15 protein-coding genes are annotated in these 18,052 nt (G+C 43.5%); 8 read left to right on the forward strand and 7 right to left on the reverse strand.

Annotated features, from left to right (window positions below; genetic code table 11):
• The first annotated feature begins 1 nt into the window (after position 1).
• Both gnd and OCU46_RS19195 read left to right on the forward strand, forming a co-directional pair.
• Positions 2-1,450 carry a decarboxylating NADP(+)-dependent phosphogluconate dehydrogenase gene (gnd, locus tag OCU46_RS19190; RefSeq protein WP_141271129.1) on the forward strand — a complete coding sequence of 483 codons (1,449 nt, stop codon included), beginning with the start codon at positions 2-4 and terminating at the stop codon, positions 1,448-1,450.
• A 175-nt stretch (positions 1,451-1,625) separates the two neighbouring features.
• Positions 1,626-2,390 carry a hydratase gene (locus tag OCU46_RS19195; protein WP_141271128.1) on the forward strand — a complete coding sequence of 255 codons (765 nt, stop codon included), beginning with the start codon at positions 1,626-1,628 and terminating at the stop codon, positions 2,388-2,390.
• 94 nt (positions 2,391-2,484) lie between these two features.
• On the opposite strand, the gene OCU46_RS19200 is transcribed toward OCU46_RS19195, so the two are convergent.
• The 3 genes from OCU46_RS19200 to OCU46_RS19210 form a co-directional block, all read right to left on the reverse strand.
• Positions 2,485-4,092: an ABC-F family ATPase gene (locus tag OCU46_RS19200; RefSeq protein ID WP_141271127.1), complete on the reverse strand. Its 1,608-nt coding sequence runs from the start codon at positions 4,090-4,092 to the stop codon at positions 2,485-2,487.
• A 238-nt stretch (positions 4,093-4,330) separates the two neighbouring features.
• On the reverse strand, positions 4,331-5,557 hold the full coding sequence (gene gltS / locus OCU46_RS19205; protein WP_141271126.1) for a sodium/glutamate symporter: 1,227 nt from the start codon (positions 5,555-5,557) through the stop codon (positions 4,331-4,333).
• A 170-nt stretch (positions 5,558-5,727) separates the two neighbouring features.
• Positions 5,728-6,786: a helix-turn-helix domain-containing protein gene (locus tag OCU46_RS19210; protein WP_244311394.1), complete on the reverse strand. Its 1,059-nt coding sequence runs from the start codon at positions 6,784-6,786 to the stop codon at positions 5,728-5,730.
• 425 nt (positions 6,787-7,211) lie between these two features.
• Here OCU46_RS19210 and OCU46_RS19215 point away from each other — a divergent pair, with 425 nt between their 5' ends.
• The gene (locus tag OCU46_RS19215) at positions 7,212-7,943 is read left to right on the forward strand and encodes a dienelactone hydrolase family protein (RefSeq protein ID WP_141271125.1); all 732 of its coding nucleotides are present in this window, start codon (positions 7,212-7,214) and stop codon (positions 7,941-7,943) included.
• Positions 7,944-7,949: 6 nt separating this feature from the next.
• On the opposite strand, the gene OCU46_RS19220 is transcribed toward OCU46_RS19215, so the two are convergent.
• A complete protein-coding gene (locus OCU46_RS19220) occupies positions 7,950-8,591 on the reverse strand; it encodes a hypothetical protein (protein ID WP_141271124.1) in 642 nt (213 codons plus the stop codon).
• A 204-nt stretch (positions 8,592-8,795) separates the two neighbouring features.
• Between OCU46_RS19220 and OCU46_RS19225 the strand changes: the two genes are divergently transcribed.
• Together OCU46_RS19225 and OCU46_RS19230 are read left to right on the forward strand one after the other, a co-directional pair.
• Positions 8,796-9,344: a cytochrome b gene (locus OCU46_RS19225; protein ID WP_167495372.1), complete on the forward strand. Its 549-nt coding sequence runs from the start codon at positions 8,796-8,798 to the stop codon at positions 9,342-9,344.
• Complete coding sequence (locus OCU46_RS19230; RefSeq protein ID WP_141271122.1) at positions 9,341-9,910, forward strand: YceI family protein; 570 nt, start codon at positions 9,341-9,343, stop codon at positions 9,908-9,910. The genes OCU46_RS19225 and OCU46_RS19230 overlap by 4 nt, the downstream gene beginning before the upstream one ends.
• A gap of 155 nt (positions 9,911-10,065) precedes the next feature.
• On the opposite strand, the gene OCU46_RS19235 is transcribed toward OCU46_RS19230, so the two are convergent.
• Positions 10,066-10,491: a hypothetical protein gene (locus OCU46_RS19235; protein ID WP_141271121.1), complete on the reverse strand. Its 426-nt coding sequence runs from the start codon at positions 10,489-10,491 to the stop codon at positions 10,066-10,068.
• A gap of 243 nt (positions 10,492-10,734) precedes the next feature.
• Positions 10,735-12,363, reverse strand: a complete 1,629-nt coding sequence (locus OCU46_RS19240; RefSeq protein ID WP_141271120.1) for an ATP-dependent endonuclease — start codon at positions 12,361-12,363, stop codon at positions 10,735-10,737.
• A gap of 234 nt (positions 12,364-12,597) precedes the next feature.
• Between OCU46_RS19240 and OCU46_RS19245 the strand changes: the two genes are divergently transcribed.
• The 3 genes from OCU46_RS19245 (at position 12,598) to OCU46_RS19255 (ending at position 16,542) form a co-directional block, all read left to right on the forward strand.
• Positions 12,598-14,313, forward strand: a complete 1,716-nt coding sequence (locus OCU46_RS19245) for a bifunctional metallophosphatase/5'-nucleotidase (protein WP_141271119.1) — start codon at positions 12,598-12,600, stop codon at positions 14,311-14,313.
• A gap of 256 nt (positions 14,314-14,569) precedes the next feature.
• Entirely contained in the window at positions 14,570-14,761 is a 192-nt protein-coding gene (locus tag OCU46_RS19250) for a hypothetical protein (RefSeq protein ID WP_141271118.1), read from the forward strand.
• Between the two features lie 281 nt (positions 14,762-15,042).
• On the forward strand, positions 15,043-16,542 hold the full coding sequence (locus OCU46_RS19255) for a hypothetical protein (protein ID WP_141271117.1): 1,500 nt from the start codon (positions 15,043-15,045) through the stop codon (positions 16,540-16,542).
• Between the two features lie 70 nt (positions 16,543-16,612).
• Here the strand turns inward: OCU46_RS19255 and OCU46_RS19260 are convergent, their stop codons facing one another.
• Positions 16,613-17,974: an L-serine ammonia-lyase gene (locus OCU46_RS19260; protein ID WP_141271116.1), complete on the reverse strand. Its 1,362-nt coding sequence runs from the start codon at positions 17,972-17,974 to the stop codon at positions 16,613-16,615.
• Positions 17,975-18,052: the final 78 nt, after the last annotated feature.

The following is an 18,052-nucleotide window of genomic DNA, read 5'->3' on the forward strand; positions in this document are numbered from 1 at the left end:
AATGAAAGGTGATATTGGTGTAGTTGGACTCGCAGTAATGGGTCAAAACCTTATCTTAAACATGAACGATCACGGTTTTAAAGTTGTTGCACACAACCGTACTGCCGCAAAGGTAGATCAGTTCCTTGAAGGCCCAGCGAAAGGCACTAACATCGTTGGCGCATACTCACTACAAGAGATGGTAGATAAGCTAGAATCGCCACGTAAGGTCATGCTTATGGTTCGTGCGGGTGATGTTGTTGATAGCTTCATTGACCAACTGATTCCTCTGCTAGACAAGGGTGATATCATCATCGATGGTGGTAACACTAACTACCCTGACACTAACCGTCGCGTTGCTTACCTTCGTGAGAAAGGCATTCACTTTATCGGTACTGGTGTATCTGGTGGTGAAGAGGGCGCTCGTTTCGGTCCTTCTATCATGCCAGGTGGCTCTCCAGAAGCTTGGGAAGCGGTGAAACCTATCCTTCAAGGCATCTCTGCGAAAACAGATAAAGGTGAGCCTTGCTGTGATTGGGTGGGCAACGATGGCGCTGGTCACTTTGTTAAAATGGTACACAATGGTATCGAATACGGTGACATGCAGCTTATCTGTGAAGCCTACCAGTTCATGCAAGATGGCCTTGGTATGTCTGCTGACGAGATGCAGAAGGTATTTGCTGAGTGGAACACGACTGAGCTAGACAGCTACCTAGTTGAAATCACGGCTGATATTCTTAAGTACCGCGACGAAGATGGCGAGCCATTAGTGGACAAGATCCTAGATACGGCTGGTCAAAAAGGCACTGGTAAGTGGACGGGTATCAATGCTCTAGATTTGGGTATCCCGCTAACGCTAATCTCTGAATCAGTATTCTCTCGTTGCCTATCTTCACTGAAAGATCAGCGTGTAGCAGCGCAGCAGCTATTTGGTAAGACAGTTGAACCTGTTGCAGGTGATAAGCAAGAGTGGGTTGATGCACTTCGTCAAGCGCTTCTAGCTTCAAAGATCATCTCTTACGCACAAGGTTTCATGCTGATGCGTGAAGCATCAAATGAGAACGGCTGGGATCTAAACTACGGTAACGTAGCACTAATGTGGCGTGGTGGTTGTATCATCCGCTCTGCGTTCCTTGGCAATATTCGTGACGCATTTGATACTGATCCTGAGATTGCATTCCTAGGTTCTGACCCTTACTTCAAAGCTATCCTAGAGAACTGCCTAGGTGCATGGCGTAAGGTTGCAGCTAAGTCTCTAGAAGTAGGTATTCCAATGCCTTGTACGACTTCTGCATTGTCTTTCCTAGATGGTTACACGACAGCACGTCTGCCAGCTAACCTTCTGCAAGCTCAGCGTGACTACTTCGGTGCTCACACTTATGAGCGTATCGACCGTGAGCGTGGCGAATTCTTCCACACTAACTGGACCGGTACAGGCGGCGACACTGCTTCTACAACGTACGACGTTTAAACTTTAATCTCTAGCGCTTTGTTTTAAGGGCGCACAATTTGAGATTGATGCTTAGAAGGTGACTTGTTTGCAAGTCACCTTTTTTCTTTCTGAAAGCCTAACAGGGCATAGGTAGCCTATTCAGAGCACCTGATTTCCTATATCATTAATTAAAACAATAAACAGGTAATACAATATGACTAACTTTTTTAATGACGCTGCCTCTGAGCTTCTAGGTCGTCGCGTAGCGGGCACTAAAGCTCCACGTCTAGCTGAAAACATTCGTCCAACTTCTCTTGAAGACGCACTGCAAGTTCAGGCTGCAATGGTTGAAGCTAAGAACGGTCAAGTAGGCGGTTGGAAGTGTTTAAACCCTCTATCTGAAGACAAGTACATCGTAGCGCCTATCTTTTCTGATAGCGTGAAAAAAGGCGACACTTGTGAGCTGTTTGCTGACAACGGTGTAGCGCGTATTGAACCTGAGATTGGCTTTACCCTAGGTAAAAACCTACCAGCAAACCCAGAAGGTTACACTGAAGAGCAAATCAACGACGCAATCGGTTCTTGCCACATGGCACTAGAGCTTATGCAAGCGCGTTTTGCTGCAGATAGCGATGCTGAATTCTACGAGAAACTAGCAGACTGCATGGTTAACCAAGGCCTATTTATTGGTCCAGAAATCGCACGTGAAAAAGCATTCAACGCAGCTAAAGTAGCCGTAACTGTTGCTCAAGGCGATAATGTTCAAACGTTTGATGGCGAGCATCCAAACCAATCAGCACAAAGCCCAATCTACTGGCTAATTAACTTCATGACTCGTCGTGGTGTTGAATTCAAAGCGGGCGAAACCATTATTACTGGTTCTTACTGTGGCATCGTAGAAGTTGAGTTCGATAAACCAACGACGATCAAGTATGACGGTATTGGTGAATACGAAGTGGTATTTAACGCTAAAGCGTAAGTTCTGACTTTGCTCTGCGAAATAAAAAGCAGAAGCTCTGGGGCTTCTGCTTTTTTTATGCTTGTTTGTTTAGCCCGGATTTACTGGGGATGGTTTACAGGGTAACCGCTAACTCTTTCTTTTGATGATCCAGGTACTCATCGTAAGTGCCTTGGAAGTTCACTAGCTTTTTATCTTTAATATCGATGATAGAGGTTGCTAGGGAAGAAACAAACTCACGGTCGTGGCTGACAAAGATCAGCGTGCCTTGGTACTCTTTTAGTGCAGAGTTCAACGCTTCAATAGCTTCCATGTCCATGTGGTTTGTTGGTTCATCCATGACTAGCACATTGATATCTTGCATCATCAATTTACCAAATAGCAGGCGGTTTTTCTCACCACCAGAACAGTTTCTGGCTTTCTTATTAGCATCATCAGCGGTAAAAAGAAGACGGCCTAAAATGCCACGCACCATAAGGTCATCGTGCTTAACAGTACGCCACTGAGAGATCCAATCAAAGATACTTAGATCATTGTCAAAATCTGCGGTGCTATCCTGCGGGCAGTAACCGATTGAGGCATTCTCCGACCATTTTACTACGCCGTGTTTTTGCTCTAACTCATTGACTAAACAACGCAAGAAGGTTGTCTTACCGACGCCGTTTTCACCAATTACAGCAAGACGACTGCCTGCTTCTAAAAGTAGATTACCGCCTTCAAACAGAAGCTCGTCATCAAAAGCGTGCCCTAAATCTTGTAATTCTAGGGCTTGACGGTGCAGCTTCTTACCTTCGCCAAAATCAATGGATGGGCTAATACGGCTTGATGACTTAACCTCGTCAAGCTTGATCTTGTCCATTTTCTTCGCGCGAGAGCTCGCTTGCTTTGCTTTAGAAGCGTTGGCACCAAAGCGGTTTACGAAGTCTTGCAGTTCGCTTATTTCTGCCGCTTTCTTAGCATTACTTGATAACAGTTGCTCACGGATAAGGCCAGAAGCTTCAAGGAAGTACTCGTAGTTGCCAGGGTAGATACGCAATTCACCATAGTCGATGTCGGCCATGTGGGTACATACAGAGTTCAGGAAGTGACGATCGTGCGAGATGATGATCATTGTACACTTACGCTGGTTTAGTTCTTCACCTAACCAGTTGATGGTGTGAATATCCAGGTTGTTGGTTGGTTCATCAAGTAGCAAGATATCAGGGTTGGCAAATAGTGCCTGTGCCAGTAGTACTCGAAGTTTCCAACCAGGGGCAACTTGTTGCATTAAACCAAAGTGAAACTCTTCTTCGATACCTGCTTGAAGAAGGATGTCACCAGCACGGCTTTCTGCGGTATAGCCATCCATCTCCGCAAATTCGCTTTCAAGCTCCGCAACTTTCATGCCGTCTTCTTCGCTCATTTCTGGAAGAGAGTAGATGCGGTCACGCTCTTGCTTAATTTCCCAAAGCTTACGGTCACCCATGATAACCACATCGATTACATTGTATTGCTCAAATGCAAACTGGTCTTGACTCAAAACGCCCAGCTTCAATCCAGGTGTAATAGAGACATTGCCGGAGCTAGGGGTTAACGCGCCACTCAGGATCTTCATGAAGGTTGATTTACCACATCCATTAGCACCAATAAGGCCATAACGGTTGCCGTTACCAAATTTAGCAGAGATGTTTTCAAATAACGGCTCTGCGCCAAATTGCATTGTGATGTTTGCGGTAGATATCAAAGAACTATTCCTGAGAATTAAAGTTAGGATCTGCTTAATCCAAAGACTAAACAGTGAGATGCGAGGCGCGGAATTATACAGACTTATTTTATAAAAGACAGTTATGAGATGATTGTCACATAAATGATTTCATTAAGCTGATGAATAAAACGGGAAGGTTAGAGATAAGCACCGTTTTACGAAGATAAAAAAGCCAGCTTATTAAGCTGGCTCTAGGTGAAAAATTGTTAAAGTCACTTTAACCAAGGAAGGCAATGTAACCTTGTAGTACTAACAAGTTCACGATATCGATAAAGAAGGCACCAACGATAGGCACGACCATGAAGGCCTGTGGAGAAGGGCCGTAGTGGTTTACTAGAGAACCCATGTTCATTACGGCTGTAGGTGTGGCACCCATACCGAAACCACAGTGTCCACCTGTAATTATGGCAGCATCGTAGTTACTACCCATGACCCTAAAGGTGATGTTGTAGGCAAATACCGCTAACACACAGGTTTGCACGCCAAGAATAACCAACAATGGCATTGCAAGATCAAAGATCTCCCAAAGTTTTAGGCTCATTAAAGCCATGGCGAGGAACAGTGCTAATGAAACGGTACCTATGATATCAACGGTGTCGGTATTGAACTTGTATGCTCCCGTAAACTCGTAGATGTTAGTTAGAATAACACCAAGGAACAGAGCAAATACAAAGTCAGGGATACCCTTCAGCCAGCCGATACCTAACTCAGAGGTATACTCTTTGATGTAGGTCGCACCTACTACACATACCAAAACCATAAACATGGTTTCAATGACGCGACGAGGAGTTACCTTATCTTCTTCGGTTTCGTTATAGGTCACGACATCTGGGAATTTTTCGTGGTGCTGTGAGCCGTCACCGTATTCAGAAATAAGGTTGTGCTTATTGATCCTGCGCTGAGCAACAGGTCCACCAATCAAACCACCTACGATCAAACCAAAGGTCGCAGAAGCCATTGCAAACTCAAGCGTTTTTAGCCCGTATAGCTCCTCGAAGGTTGCAGCCCAAGCTGCGCCAGTACCGTGACCGCCGGAGAGGGTGATTGAACCTGCTACCAAACCCATCAATGGATTTAAGTCCATCATGCTGGCAAGGCTAACACCTATAGCATTCTGGATGATGATATAAACGGAAGCCACCCCTAAAAAGATGAATACTTTCTTACCGCCTTTGAGCAGTTGAGAGTAGCTTGCGGATAGACCCACGGTAGTAAAGAACATAAGCATCAGAATTTTTTCTAGAGGTAGTGTGAAATCTAGATTGATGCCGTTGAAGTGCAAAACAGTGATGATGACAGCAATGATAAGGCCACCAACAATCGGTTCAGGCACTTTGTATTTTTTTAAGAAGGGAACCCTTCTGTTAATGAACTGGCCTAGAAAGAGTACAAAAATCGCGATTAGAAACGACTCTAAGCTGCCAATAGTATAAGTAGTAGTCATAAAGCTCCTTTAATGCACGGCGAAAAACCGCTGTGGAGATGAGTATTGGATAACTATAGACGAAAGTTGAAAGGCCATCGTAACTAGTTAGTCCAAAATTAGGAGGGCGGATTATACGCCAGAAACTCCAAATTTCAATTACCACTTTCCGCCACTGGCAAATAAAATGGTTATGACTGTTTGATTTTTAAACTATTTTTCTCTTCTATCAATGCAGCTTGGTACAGTTTTGGTGTTAAACCACTGAAGCGCTTGAAGGCTCTAGAGAAATGAGAAATATCCGCATAACCTAGCTGAACTGACACTTGAGTAAGGCTCAAATTTCGACTCATTAACTCGCAGGCAGTATCAAACATTAGGCTGTTTTTGATTGCTCTAAATGAATTTTTTTCTTGCTGTAGTCGACGCTGCAAGGTGCGAGTACTCATATCAAAGAGTTTTGCTGCCAATTCAATATCGAGATGCTGTTCGTGTACATAAGGTAGCAAGGCGGTATATATGGTATCAGTAAAGGTACTGTGCCAAACAATTTCTCTGGGTGCAGGCTCAGGGTAGGGAGTGTTGATTGGTTGATCGAGTAGCTCCAATTCGACACTGATCTTTGTGACTTTTTGTGAGAAAAGTAATTGAACATCTTTAGGGATATTTTTCGCAAAATCGCCACTTATCCCTTGTTGCAATGAAACCATTTTAGGCATCCAAGTCTCATTATTGATGAGGGATCTAATTAACTGAGTAGCGTAAAGGATATTAAAGACTTCCTGCCAATGCCCGATGGTTTTGTGTTTGTATGCTGAGCAGAACCAAGCTGTATCTTTGTCAATATCGAGATATTGAGACGCGGCCGGGATGGATTCTCTGATCAGCAGGTTGAATTTCGTTAGGACATCACGAACGGTTAAGCTGTGCGGTAGTGTCTTAACAAATTCAGGGATAAGGTGGGTTCGTATTGTTTGGCTTATGCTGTGAGCTAATGGAAAAATCCCATTTTCGTTATAAACGACTTCTAAAATGTTTCGAACTGAATCATTCATGATCATGTTTTCTGAGTTTAGTAGCATTTCGCGAGTGATATTCGCGTGCTTCAAAGCCTCTTCTAAATCAATACCATTCTTTTCGAAAGCGCTCAGCAGTGCACTGACAACATCGGCTCTAACCAGTGGAATAGTTTCGTTATGCGACTCAACAACGCCTTCAGGTATAGCGGCTTTAAATGCTTTTGATTTCAATTCGATAGCTCTCAACTGCGTGAATAAATGATAAGTATGTTGTTTTCCACTGCACAATTAACTTGGACGTGTTCAATGCTTTTGTCCACTTATCAATGATATACGAATTCACTAACATTTTTGAAAAGAATCTTAGTTGTTTTAGTGATTTTTAGTAACACCATGAAAGACTTACTGCGTTGAAGAAGGAAGGGTTTAGAAACGAAATTGAACGCAAAGGTAAGTATGACTTGTTCGTGCCCTAGAATGTCATGTTAAAGACAGTAGGTTAATAATTCATACTAGGTAGCTCATTCTTTTGGATAGAAATGTCTATACCTCTGATTTTAAACTAGGTTTTTATTCCAAATACGAATTCAAATTATCCCTATTGCTAAAAATTACGTACTACACTCTATTGACTCATTAAGGAAGGAGAGAGTGTCATGCGTCATTTTTTAACTGCAGCGTTATTAGTCGGTTCTTTTAGTGCTGTAGCCGGTGAAGATGTGGTTTATGAAGTAGATGGAGAAGCGTATCAGGGCTATTGGTCCAAAGTTTCAGATTCAGCACCGTTAGTCGTGTTGGTTCACGACTGGGATGGTCTAACTGATTACGAGATCAAGCGTGCTGAGATGCTTAACGAGCAAGGCTACAATGTGTTTGCGGCAGATCTGTTCGGGCAGGGAGTGCGCCCAACTGAGGTAAAAGATAAGAAGCAGCATACAGGTGAGCTTTATAAAGATCGCGCTAAATTGCAGAAATTGATGGCAGAAAGCCAGCGCAAGGGTGAAATGCTTAATGGCAGTGGTGATAACACTGTCGTAATGGGCTATTGCTTTGGCGGTGCAGCAGTACTTGAAGCCGCTCGTGCCGGTGCAGATGCCAAAGCCTTCGTTACCTTCCATGGCGGACTCACTACACCAAAAGGTCAAAGCTATAAAATGACCAAAGCACCTGTTGTTGTCTTCCACGGCACAGCCGATACCGCTATCACTATGAAAGACTTTGCCATGCTTGCTGATGAGCTAGAAAAAACAGGCATCAAGCATGAAATGGTTTCTTATGGCGGTGCACCGCATGCCTTTACCGTATTTGGATCAGAGCGATACCGCGAAGACGCAGATATGAAGTCGTGGACTAGATTTAATGAGGTTTTGGCTGAAGTGACCAAGTAGAAGCTGTCATTTACACTCGAATATTGCGTAAAGCTGGACGTATCTTTTCACCGAAGATCCGTCCTCTTCTTTTTTAAGAGGATGAGCGTGAGCTTTATAGCAAGGTTGAAGACCGAGAGACTCCATCACATCATCAAGCTTTGGCGTCGAAGATTGGGCCAGCAGGATCCCTTGCTGAGCATACATCGCAAAATCATCAGGTAATTGATTGTGCCACCAGTCAAGAAGTTGTTGGCTAGTGTTAATTCGATTTAGCCAATGATCACACACCAACACTACACAATCATTCGGTTGAATGGCATAGGCATATTCCTCTCTCCATAAGCCAAGGGTATTTGAAAGTTGCCCCTTGAAGACCTTATTTGCCGTTTTTATAGAATGAGGAAAAAGCCATACGCTGCCATAGGGGAGAGTAATACGCCGGTAGACACTATTTTCAACGTCTTCACCTGCTTCTAATTCAATCGAATGACTTGATATCGAAGTGCCAAATTGCGTCGCGATTACCTGAAGGCGACGCTCTACCATTGAGGTTAAGTGTTTGTTACTTATTCCTCGGTTGTGCACGGTTGGGTAGTGCTGCTTTGACAGGGAAAGACAGTCGTTTTGAACTGCGTTTAGCGCCTGAATAACGATGTCTTTGAGCAAATTCTCGTCCAATAAATAGATAATATGTCAATGATTTTACTATAGTTTAAATTGTAAGATTAAGTAAAACGCCGAGTTCCTTCAAATTCTTTGAATAAGTTAGTCAAATTCACCTAATCGTAGTTTTTTTTAGTTCGCGCATACTAACTCTATCTTGTAGTCTAGTTGTTAAGTAAAGGAAACAATTAAGTGACTGAGTTACTCATGGAGCAAAGGAGTAGTACGTTGAAAACCTATAACCGCACCGCTCGCGTTATCCACTGGATTTCTGCCATAACAGTTATTGGCATGTTTGCTGTGGGCTGGTGGATGGTGGACCTAAACTACTATAGTGAATGGTATCAAACGGCGCCGTTTTGGCACAAATCAATAGGGATTATTCTCGCAGGTTTAACCATTTTTCGCGTCGTTTGGAAAGCTATAACAGGCTCTCCAAAAGTTGAAGGCAATGCCTTTGAGGTCAAAGCAGCCAAATCAGCTCACCACCTTATGTATCTTTTGCTGTTCGTTTTGTTTGCTTCGGGCTACTTGATATCAACGGAAGACGGTAGAGGTATCTCGGTATTTGACTGGTTCGAAGTACCCGGGCTAGGGAAATTGTTTGAAGGACAAGCCGACCTTGCAGGTACGGTTCATTATTATGTGGCATTTGCCCTGATTGGATTGGCAGCTATTCATGCTTTAGCTGCACTTAAGCATCACTTTATCGATAAAGACGATACGCTACGCAAAATGATAGGAGGTTCAAAATGAAAAAATTAACGGCTGCTCTAGGATTGGCACTTGCGATGGCTACACCCCTGTACGCTAATGCGGCAGATTACGTGATTGATACCCAAGGTGCGCATGCATCAATTAACTTTAAGGTAAGCCACCTTGGTTATAGCTACATTAAGGGACGTTTTAACCGTTTCTCAGGTGAATTTAGTTATGATCCTGCCAACGTTGAAGCCTCTTCGGTTGAAGTAAAGGTTGATACTACGAGCCTAGACTCCAACCATGCAGAACGTGACAAGCACATTAGAAGCAGCGACTTTATCGACGCTTCAAAGTACAGTGACGCCGTATTTAACAGTACGAAAGTTGTTGATAAGGGTGATGGTAATCTTGAGATTATGGGCGATTTGACGCTACATGGCCAAACCAAGCCAATTACCATAGAAGCGAACTTTATTGGTCAAGGTAAAGACCCGTGGGGTGGTGAACGTGCTGGCTTTATGGGAACAACTCGCCTAGAACTGGCGGACTTTAATATCCCAGTAATGGGAACTTCAAGCTATGTAGATATGGAACTGCATGTTGAAGGAAAGAAAAAGTAAGTTCTAACAGCTAAATCTTTTTTCTTTATCTCGCTTGAGTTTTTCAAGCGAGATTTTTTTATCTCTACTATTTACGTTTACATGTTTAATAATAATGCTTCGCTACGAAAACTATCTGAGCGCTACTAGAAAATATAACTGAGTTCGACCGCTGATTACTCTTCATGACCTAATGTGCGTTTGTCGCTCAAAGCTTTATGGCTGTCTTTAACATAGAATACGCTACCTACAGTAACGGCTGCACCTGCAGCTACAAGGCCCGGATTACCAATAGCTGCAATGGTAGCCGCACCTGCAAGAATAAATCCGGCAGCTCCGCGCGTGGCTTTCTTTTCGAGATCGTCATAATTAGTGTTCTCTAAGTAGTCGATACGCTGTTCGTAATCAGACTTGGCTTTAGTCACTGATTCAGCATAGTCGCTTTCAACGTGAGCTGGCTTAGATTGTGTCCCGACAACGCTTTCTTTGGGCTGAACTTCTAGAGTTTGCTCGGGCTGATCAGAACCTACGCCATTGACGCTGTTAGCAAGAGCCGGAGAGGTGACAAACAGTAATACGAACAGTGTAAATAGATTTTTCATAGAAGAATTCCAACATCAGTGACTAAGTTAGGTGTCATAAATCTATTTGAGTCTGCCTTGATTCAGAAATGATTTATTGTATGAACGCTATATAACTTACGTCGGTCATATAGTTGGCTGTATTTTATACGATGAGGGGATGCGATCTATATCGTCGCTTTTAGTTAATCTATAAACGCTGCTTATGGTTCTGGTTGGTTACACATTCACTGTGCTTTGTTATTCACTGCACAAGTTCGAAGGTTACGTATTCCCATTTGCCATGCTTATGACTCGCTTCAATGTCCAGCGAATGAGCAGAGGAACTACGCCATCTCCATGAGTTTCACAGTACTCAACAATTGCTAGGGCAACATCGGGCTTAGCGTGCTTCTTCAGAGCGCGTACAATCACTTTCTTCGCAGGAATAGGGTGATCATAAGGAATTTTTACCATATCCCTAAAGAACTTTTCAAAGCCATTATTATAGAGGTAGTGCTCTATATCTTTATCCGGCAGTTCAGTGAGTCTGTGTCTTTCTTGTTCTCCGTGAAGCATTGCTCTTACTGAGGCGGCGTACTTTTTACCCGCGGCATCACCATCTGTCACTACATGCCAGTCTATATCGAAAGCGCGAGCCACTTTAAGAAGCGACTTTAGTCCTGATTGGGCAAACTCAACGATCTGTACACCCTCAGCGGCAAGATCGTAGCCACACAACTTGGCTAGCTCATTGAAGAGCCAAACTTCTGTTTCACCTTCTACTAATAACCAACATCTAGCAAACAAAGCACTAGAACGATGAAAACGTATGTGGAACCCCACACGCCTAAGCTCGTCAGACGAAAGCATCTCTGGACGAATGTATTTTGCTTCAGTGCGATCAGACTTTCGAACTAATCGTTTGATACTTCGAAGGGGTACAGCGCCTAATAAAACGGCGGAGTTGGTGGTGAGTATTTTCTGCATCGGCATCATTTGCAATAACGCCCACGCTCGAGCGAGGTGAGTGGGGTGAAGCCTTCCTTCAGGATCTTCAACAATCAACAATGGCCTTGCACAGCGTCTGAGTTCTGTGTTTCCTTTTGCTTGCAGGTAATTATTTAATAATCCCATCAATAACAAGCGAGTTTGCCGATCTTGAGTTTGGTCGACAAACTGTTTAAGCGACATCTTGCTACCCGAACTTGAGGTAAAGATCCCATCTCGCAACGCTCTAGGGTCGTGCCTAGAGTGTGTTTTATAGGAAAAGTAGTGATCGACAAGGTCGTGCATGGTTTTAACACTACTTTTCATTTCCTCTTTGCTGACAAGACCTGGGTGGGAAATGAGCCTACGACAGGTATTTTTAATACGACGTTCGATCTTAGAGTTGGGCTCAGGGGACTCATTGAGGCGTTGGAAGCGCCTCGAGTCTCGTAACCGAATTACCGGGTGTAGAATCATTAATTCTTGTGCGAGTTTCGCAGTATGATGCAGCTGTTTGGGGATACCTTCGCGGTCTAAAAAGGCGTAATGGGTAGTGACTTTAGTTCCTTCAAGTGTGGCGCTGAGTCGATATATTATTTCAGAGCGACCGTTGGAGCGTTCATTCCACGCAGGCTTTATCTTGCGATAGCGACCCGATCTTGGCTCATTGTTAGTGCTCGCACGCAGTTTAAGCACTATCTGAAGATGCTGAGTTTGAGGATGTGATATGGAGTAATCTACGTGAAAATCACGCATTTCAAATTGATAGGGCTCAGCGTTAGTGGGTAAAGCTACTGATAGGGCGTCAAGTAGAGAGGATTTACCCCATGTGTTCTCGCCAATTAACGTTGTCAGTTGTTCAAAAGGTAAAGACAGACGCTTTATACCCCGAAAGCCAGAGATTTCGATCCGCTCTAATTGCATAATCTACCCCTTTTCCTTTCATTATAGAAAACAGACCGGATTTACACTGAGAAGCTTCGCAAGTTTCTAACTAATTGATATTTTGCGTTCTTATAAGGAATTGCGACCCTTAATTTTGCTGTTAGATGCCTGGTTAAACGAGGTTTTATACGCTCCTAAAAATAATTCATTGGTTTGTCATATTCGCCCGACTACAATGGCCTTGAAACTAGAGATGAATGAATGAAGAAAAGAATGAAAAAAGTGACAAGGATACGGGTCGCTCACATCAACGATACCCACTCATATTTTGAGCCAACCACGCTACAGCTGTCTTTAAATATAGATAATCAAGTGTTGAACCCTTACGTCAGTGTAGGGGGATTTGCACGCATAAAAACACGCTCGCAACAACTTAGACAGAAAGCCGAACAATCAGGGCGAGAGTTTCTGTTTTTGCATGCAGGTGATTGCTTTCAAGGGACACTGTATTTTTCCCTATTCAAGGGAGAAGCCAACTCAAGGCTGCTCAATCAACTTGACCTAACCGCGATGACGTTAGGAAATCACGAACTAGACATGGGCAACGGACCTCTTGCAACGTTTGCCAATGAAATCAACTTTCCTCTGCTGTGTGGCAACTGGGATCTCTCAAATGAATTGGAGAGCAAACAGCTAAAGCTTAGCGAAACACCGAGTGTACACTCATATCAGCCACACATTAAAAGTGCGAAGTGGTTGATCCATGAAGTAGACGGTGAGCAGATTGCTATCTTCGGCTTATCCATTGATAAAATGATGGACATCGCAAACCCTGATCCTGATACTCCGTTCGTGAATGCTACTCAAACCGCCATAAACACAGTTGAACAAATTCGAGAATCAGGGATTAACAAGATCATCTTGTTGAGTCATCTAGGCTATGATGCCGACCTTAAATTGGCAGAGAGCGTTGATGGCATTAGTCTCATTATTGGCGGGCACTCGCACGTGCTACAAGGAGAATTCGGCGAATTAGGCTTACCGTGTAGAGATGAGTATGGCAAACGCGTCAATGACACTCATGTAGTACAAGCGGGTTTGCACGCACAAGCCATAGGTCACTGTGATATTGATTTTGATGAATCCGGCAAGGTAATTGCGTTTGCTGGCCGTAATGAGCTTCTGATTGGTCGTCGGTTGTGTCTTGATGCGACCATGAGCGATTGTGACTGTGATGGCGAATATAGTCAGGTCTTCGACTATTTACAGTCTCATCCTAATATCGTGCGTTGTAAAAAAGACCCGGCTATACATCAACTTTTAACTGATACCTATAAGCCTGAGGTGCATGCCTTGCAAACGAGTGTAGTAGGGCATCTTAAATCAGGGCTTAGGCACGTAAGGATCCCTGATGAAAAAGGCCCAAGTGAGATTTGCTCATTAGTCGCAGAGTCTTTCTATCATGCGATGTGTCATCGTGGATACAACATAGACTTTGCAATACATAATGCTGGTGGTGTTCGCTGCTCATTAAATTCAGGGCCAATCAGTAAGGCCGATATCGCGGGTAAATTACTGCCATTTATTGTACCTATTGGCGTTTATTCGATTGAAGGACGTCATATTAAAGACGTGTTGGAAGGTGCGATTGATAATGCAGTGGATGAGAGTGGCACGGGCTCTGGGAGCTATCCGTACTCCTATCAACTGGACTACCAAGTAGTGTTAGATGCGAATAAAGGTCAGCGTGTAAAAAACCTGAGGATCTATGATGAGGTTCGCGGCTGGACGGAAATCCGTGACGATCAGGTCTATTGGGGAACGTCTTCAGCCTACACAATGAAGGGTAAGGAAGGGTATTCGGCGATACTGAATTGTCGAGATGATTGGACGGTGACTGAGATGTCGATGGCTGATTGTTTTCTAGAATTTGTATCCAGAGAGGCGTTGCGCTTTGAAACACAAATTAAATTAGGTCTAACTACTTAATTTTAAACTTTTTTATTGTAATGATTTTGTAAATAAAACAGCGCTTAATTTGTCTATAGAATTTATATTCATTTGAATGTGGGTAAAGTGATGCTTTATGCATCTATTCTGTAGGTTGATTTTTGCGCTTGTTACCGCCTTGTAAAATTAGAAAAACTAATCCGAAAGCTGAATTTTACTCGTTTTATTCTTAGGCGTATTTTGCCTATATTTGCGCCATAACTTGTTGAAACTTACAGAAATTAAAGAGGCACTCATGGCGCAAGTAATGAATATTAACACCGTCGCAGTACCATGCTCTCAGGAAGCAAAGAGCTATTCTATTGATTTCAAAGGATTGATGATGCACCTTGTTGATATTCTATTCGGCAAAGGTCAGACTACCACAACTTACTATGCATCTGATCTTTCAGACCACATGCAAAAAGATTTGGGTATGATGCGCTAATAGATTAGCCATACTGCACGTTATTCGAAAGCCCTGCTCTCTATGAGAGCGGGGCTTTTTTATTTGGAAAGAAGCAAAAGATAAATTGATGCCATCAATGTCATTGTTAGCAAATATCGATAAAAATTAGTCTATATCTACTTTGTGTCTTCGTTAGCCCTTACATACCCTCAATTTAATTCTTAAATTAGAGTGAGGATCGGTATAAGCCTGGGTGATAGGTCGGCGATCTTCATCATGATAATCTTCGCGCACTTTATAACCAGTTGGCTTATGACACTATGCGCACCCCCCTCTTATTTACCAGTTGTATTGCATTTTTTATCACGGCTTGTAGTTCTTCGATCCCATATGAAGAGAGAGAAGAGATCCGTCAATCAATCGATGACGAAAGTGAACAGCTAATAGAAGAGTTGGCTGAGGTTTACCCAGAAATTCACGCCCAGCTTGAAGAGGCAGAAGGGTACGCAACCGGTGTAATGTCTAACATCAAAGTGCCGTTAGTGGGCGGAGGCACAGGCATAGGCGCTGTGTATAGCAATGTTGATGACTCGACCACTTATATTGACTTATATCGCTACGACGTTGGAGCAGGACTTGGCCTCAGCAGCTATAGGATGATTTCAATTCTTGATACCCCTGAGAACTTAGAAAAGTTTAGTAAGGGCTTTAGCGAGCCTTCTTGGGGAACAGATTGGAATATTAGTACTAGCGGTATCGAGACGGAGAAGTTGTATTACCTTGAAGATAGCGAAATTCCAACTTATTTAGTGTTTGAGTCCAGTGCCTCGGCAGTAGGTAGCGCGCGCTTGATGTCAGTATCTGTAAATGAAGAGCTAACAGAAACAGGGGTGGGTAATGCCAAGTTTGCCAACCATGAATCCACGACAGAAAAATCAAGTCCACAGTGGGATAGGCCATTACCATTTTTTGCTCAAGATGTAGTCGATAAAGGCTTCAGCCTTCCTTTGCCGTTTGGTATCAGCATTCTTTATGCTGAAACTAAGCAGGATATGACGATAACAAACCTAGAAGCAGGAATGAGTTTTATTGATAGTGAACAAACTACTGTACCTATAAATTCTGTCACATTTGACAACAATTACTCTCACAGTAAAACTCCACAGTTGAAGATCGACGCTTGGATCTTTCCTTTCATGAATGTGTTCGCCACTGTAGGTAAAGTAAACGGAATGGCTCACGTAGAATTTGAGTCTGATGGGTCTGTCGCTAACCATATAGCGGATAATAGTCTACGTTGTAATCCACTATTTCCGGGGGCAGAGCCAGGTAAGAATTGTGATGCGTTAAGTAAAGCAACAGGATGGGGACCAAAAGGGTTAGATGTGGACCTTGACGGCTGGAACTACACGATAGGTGCTACATTTGCTGCTGGTTGGAATGACTACTTTTTAGCGATACCAGCTTCAGTAAGTTATGTAGATATGAAAAATGCGAGAGCAGAAGAACTGGTGATAAGCGTGTCTCCGCGAATTGGTAAGCAGATACCGCTGAAAGGCATGAGCAGTGTAGATGTTTATGTAGGTGTGAGTTACTTGGATAGTAACTTAACTATAAATGGGGAGCATTACATCAACAACATACCTAGTTTGGAAGGCGAACACATTGACTACAAAATTGAGCAAGAGAACATCGATAAATGGATGGGCTTAGTAGGCGCAAGCTATAACTTTAACCGCTCGTGGGCAATCCAAGCTGAATATGGGCAAAATGGCTCTGACAAGCGCCAGTTTGTGTCATCTCTCACTCACCGCTTCTAGTGACAAATGCCAGATATAAAAAGGCCCAACATAGCGTTGGGCCATAATATTCCAGTTTATAAAGTGCTTGTTAGCAAAGCACCTTAATCGCTAATCCACCTTGAGAGGTCTCTCGGTATTTAGCATTCATATCTTTGCCTGTTTCGAGCATAGTTTCGATAACCTTATCAAGAGATACTCTAGCAGAAGAAGTACGTCCTAGTGCCATGCGTGCAGAGTTAACCGCTTTGACCGCCGCAATACCATTTCTCTCAATACATGGAACTTGAACTTGGCCAGCAACTGGGTCACATGTGAGTCCAAGATTGTGCTCCATGCCGATTTCTGCAGCCATGCAAACTTGTTCAGGGCTACCGCCCATCAGCTCGGCTAAACCTGCTGCGGCCATAGAACATGCAACGCCAACTTCGCCTTGGCATCCTACTTCTGCTCCTGAGATAGAAGCATTGCGCTTGTATAGACTACCAATTGCGCCAGAAGCTGCAAAGTAACGGGTATATTCCTTTGCCGTCACAGGTTGAATGAATTTGTCGTAGTAAGCCAGCACTGCAGGGACAATGCCACAAGCACCATTGGTTGGGGCTGTTACAACTCGGCCTCCCGCTGCATTTTCTTCATTGACGGCAAATGCAAACAAGTTAATCCAATCTACCACAGCCATAGGGTCAGCATTAGTCCCTGCCGAAGTAGACAGCTTTTTGTATAGACAAGGTGCACGACGGTAAACGCGAAGTGGACCAGGTAGCACGCCCTCTGTGTTCATGCCTCTTTCAATGCCATCTGACATGGTCTGCCAAATAGACGCAAGGTAGTTCGAAATAGCGTCATCAGAATGCAGCGCTTTCTCATTCTTAAGCACTAAAGTGCTAATTGAAAGCCCGCTTTCTACTGCTTGTTCAACAAGAGAGGTAGCCGAGTCAAAAGGGTAAGGAACTTCAACGGTGAGCGCTTCAGATTGACCAAAAGAGGCTTCGTCGACAATAAACCCCCCACCGATAGAGTAGTAAGTCTTGCTGTGTACCAACTCATCATTAGCCCACGCATGGATCTGCATGCCGTTCTCGTGCAGAGCTAGGTTTTCTGAATGGAAGTTCATACCGCCCGATACAGGGAAATCAACGGTGTGACTGCCTGCATCTAAAGCTAGGGTACCCGTTTGCTCCACATGCTTGATAAATCCATCTATCGAATCAATATCAACAGTTTGAGGAAGATTACCTGCAAGACCCATGATAATAGCGATGTCGGTATGGTGTCCTTTACCTGTTAATGATAGAGAACCGTAGACATCGACCGTTACCTTGGTGACTGATTGCAAGAACGCCATGTGCTTGAGTTCTTCAACAAATTCATAGCCAGCTTTCATAGGACCTACAGTGTGAGAACTTGAAGGGCCAACGCCAATTTTGTAAATATCAAAAATACTGATCATGATTATTCATGCCTTATGATGAAATAAAGGGGGAGAGCAGAATAAAAAGCCCCTAGCCATTAGCTAAGGGCCAATAAG

The organism is Vibrio comitans, from assembly GCA_024346835.1.
Lineage (GTDB): Bacteria > Pseudomonadota > Gammaproteobacteria > Enterobacterales > Vibrionaceae > Vibrio > Vibrio comitans.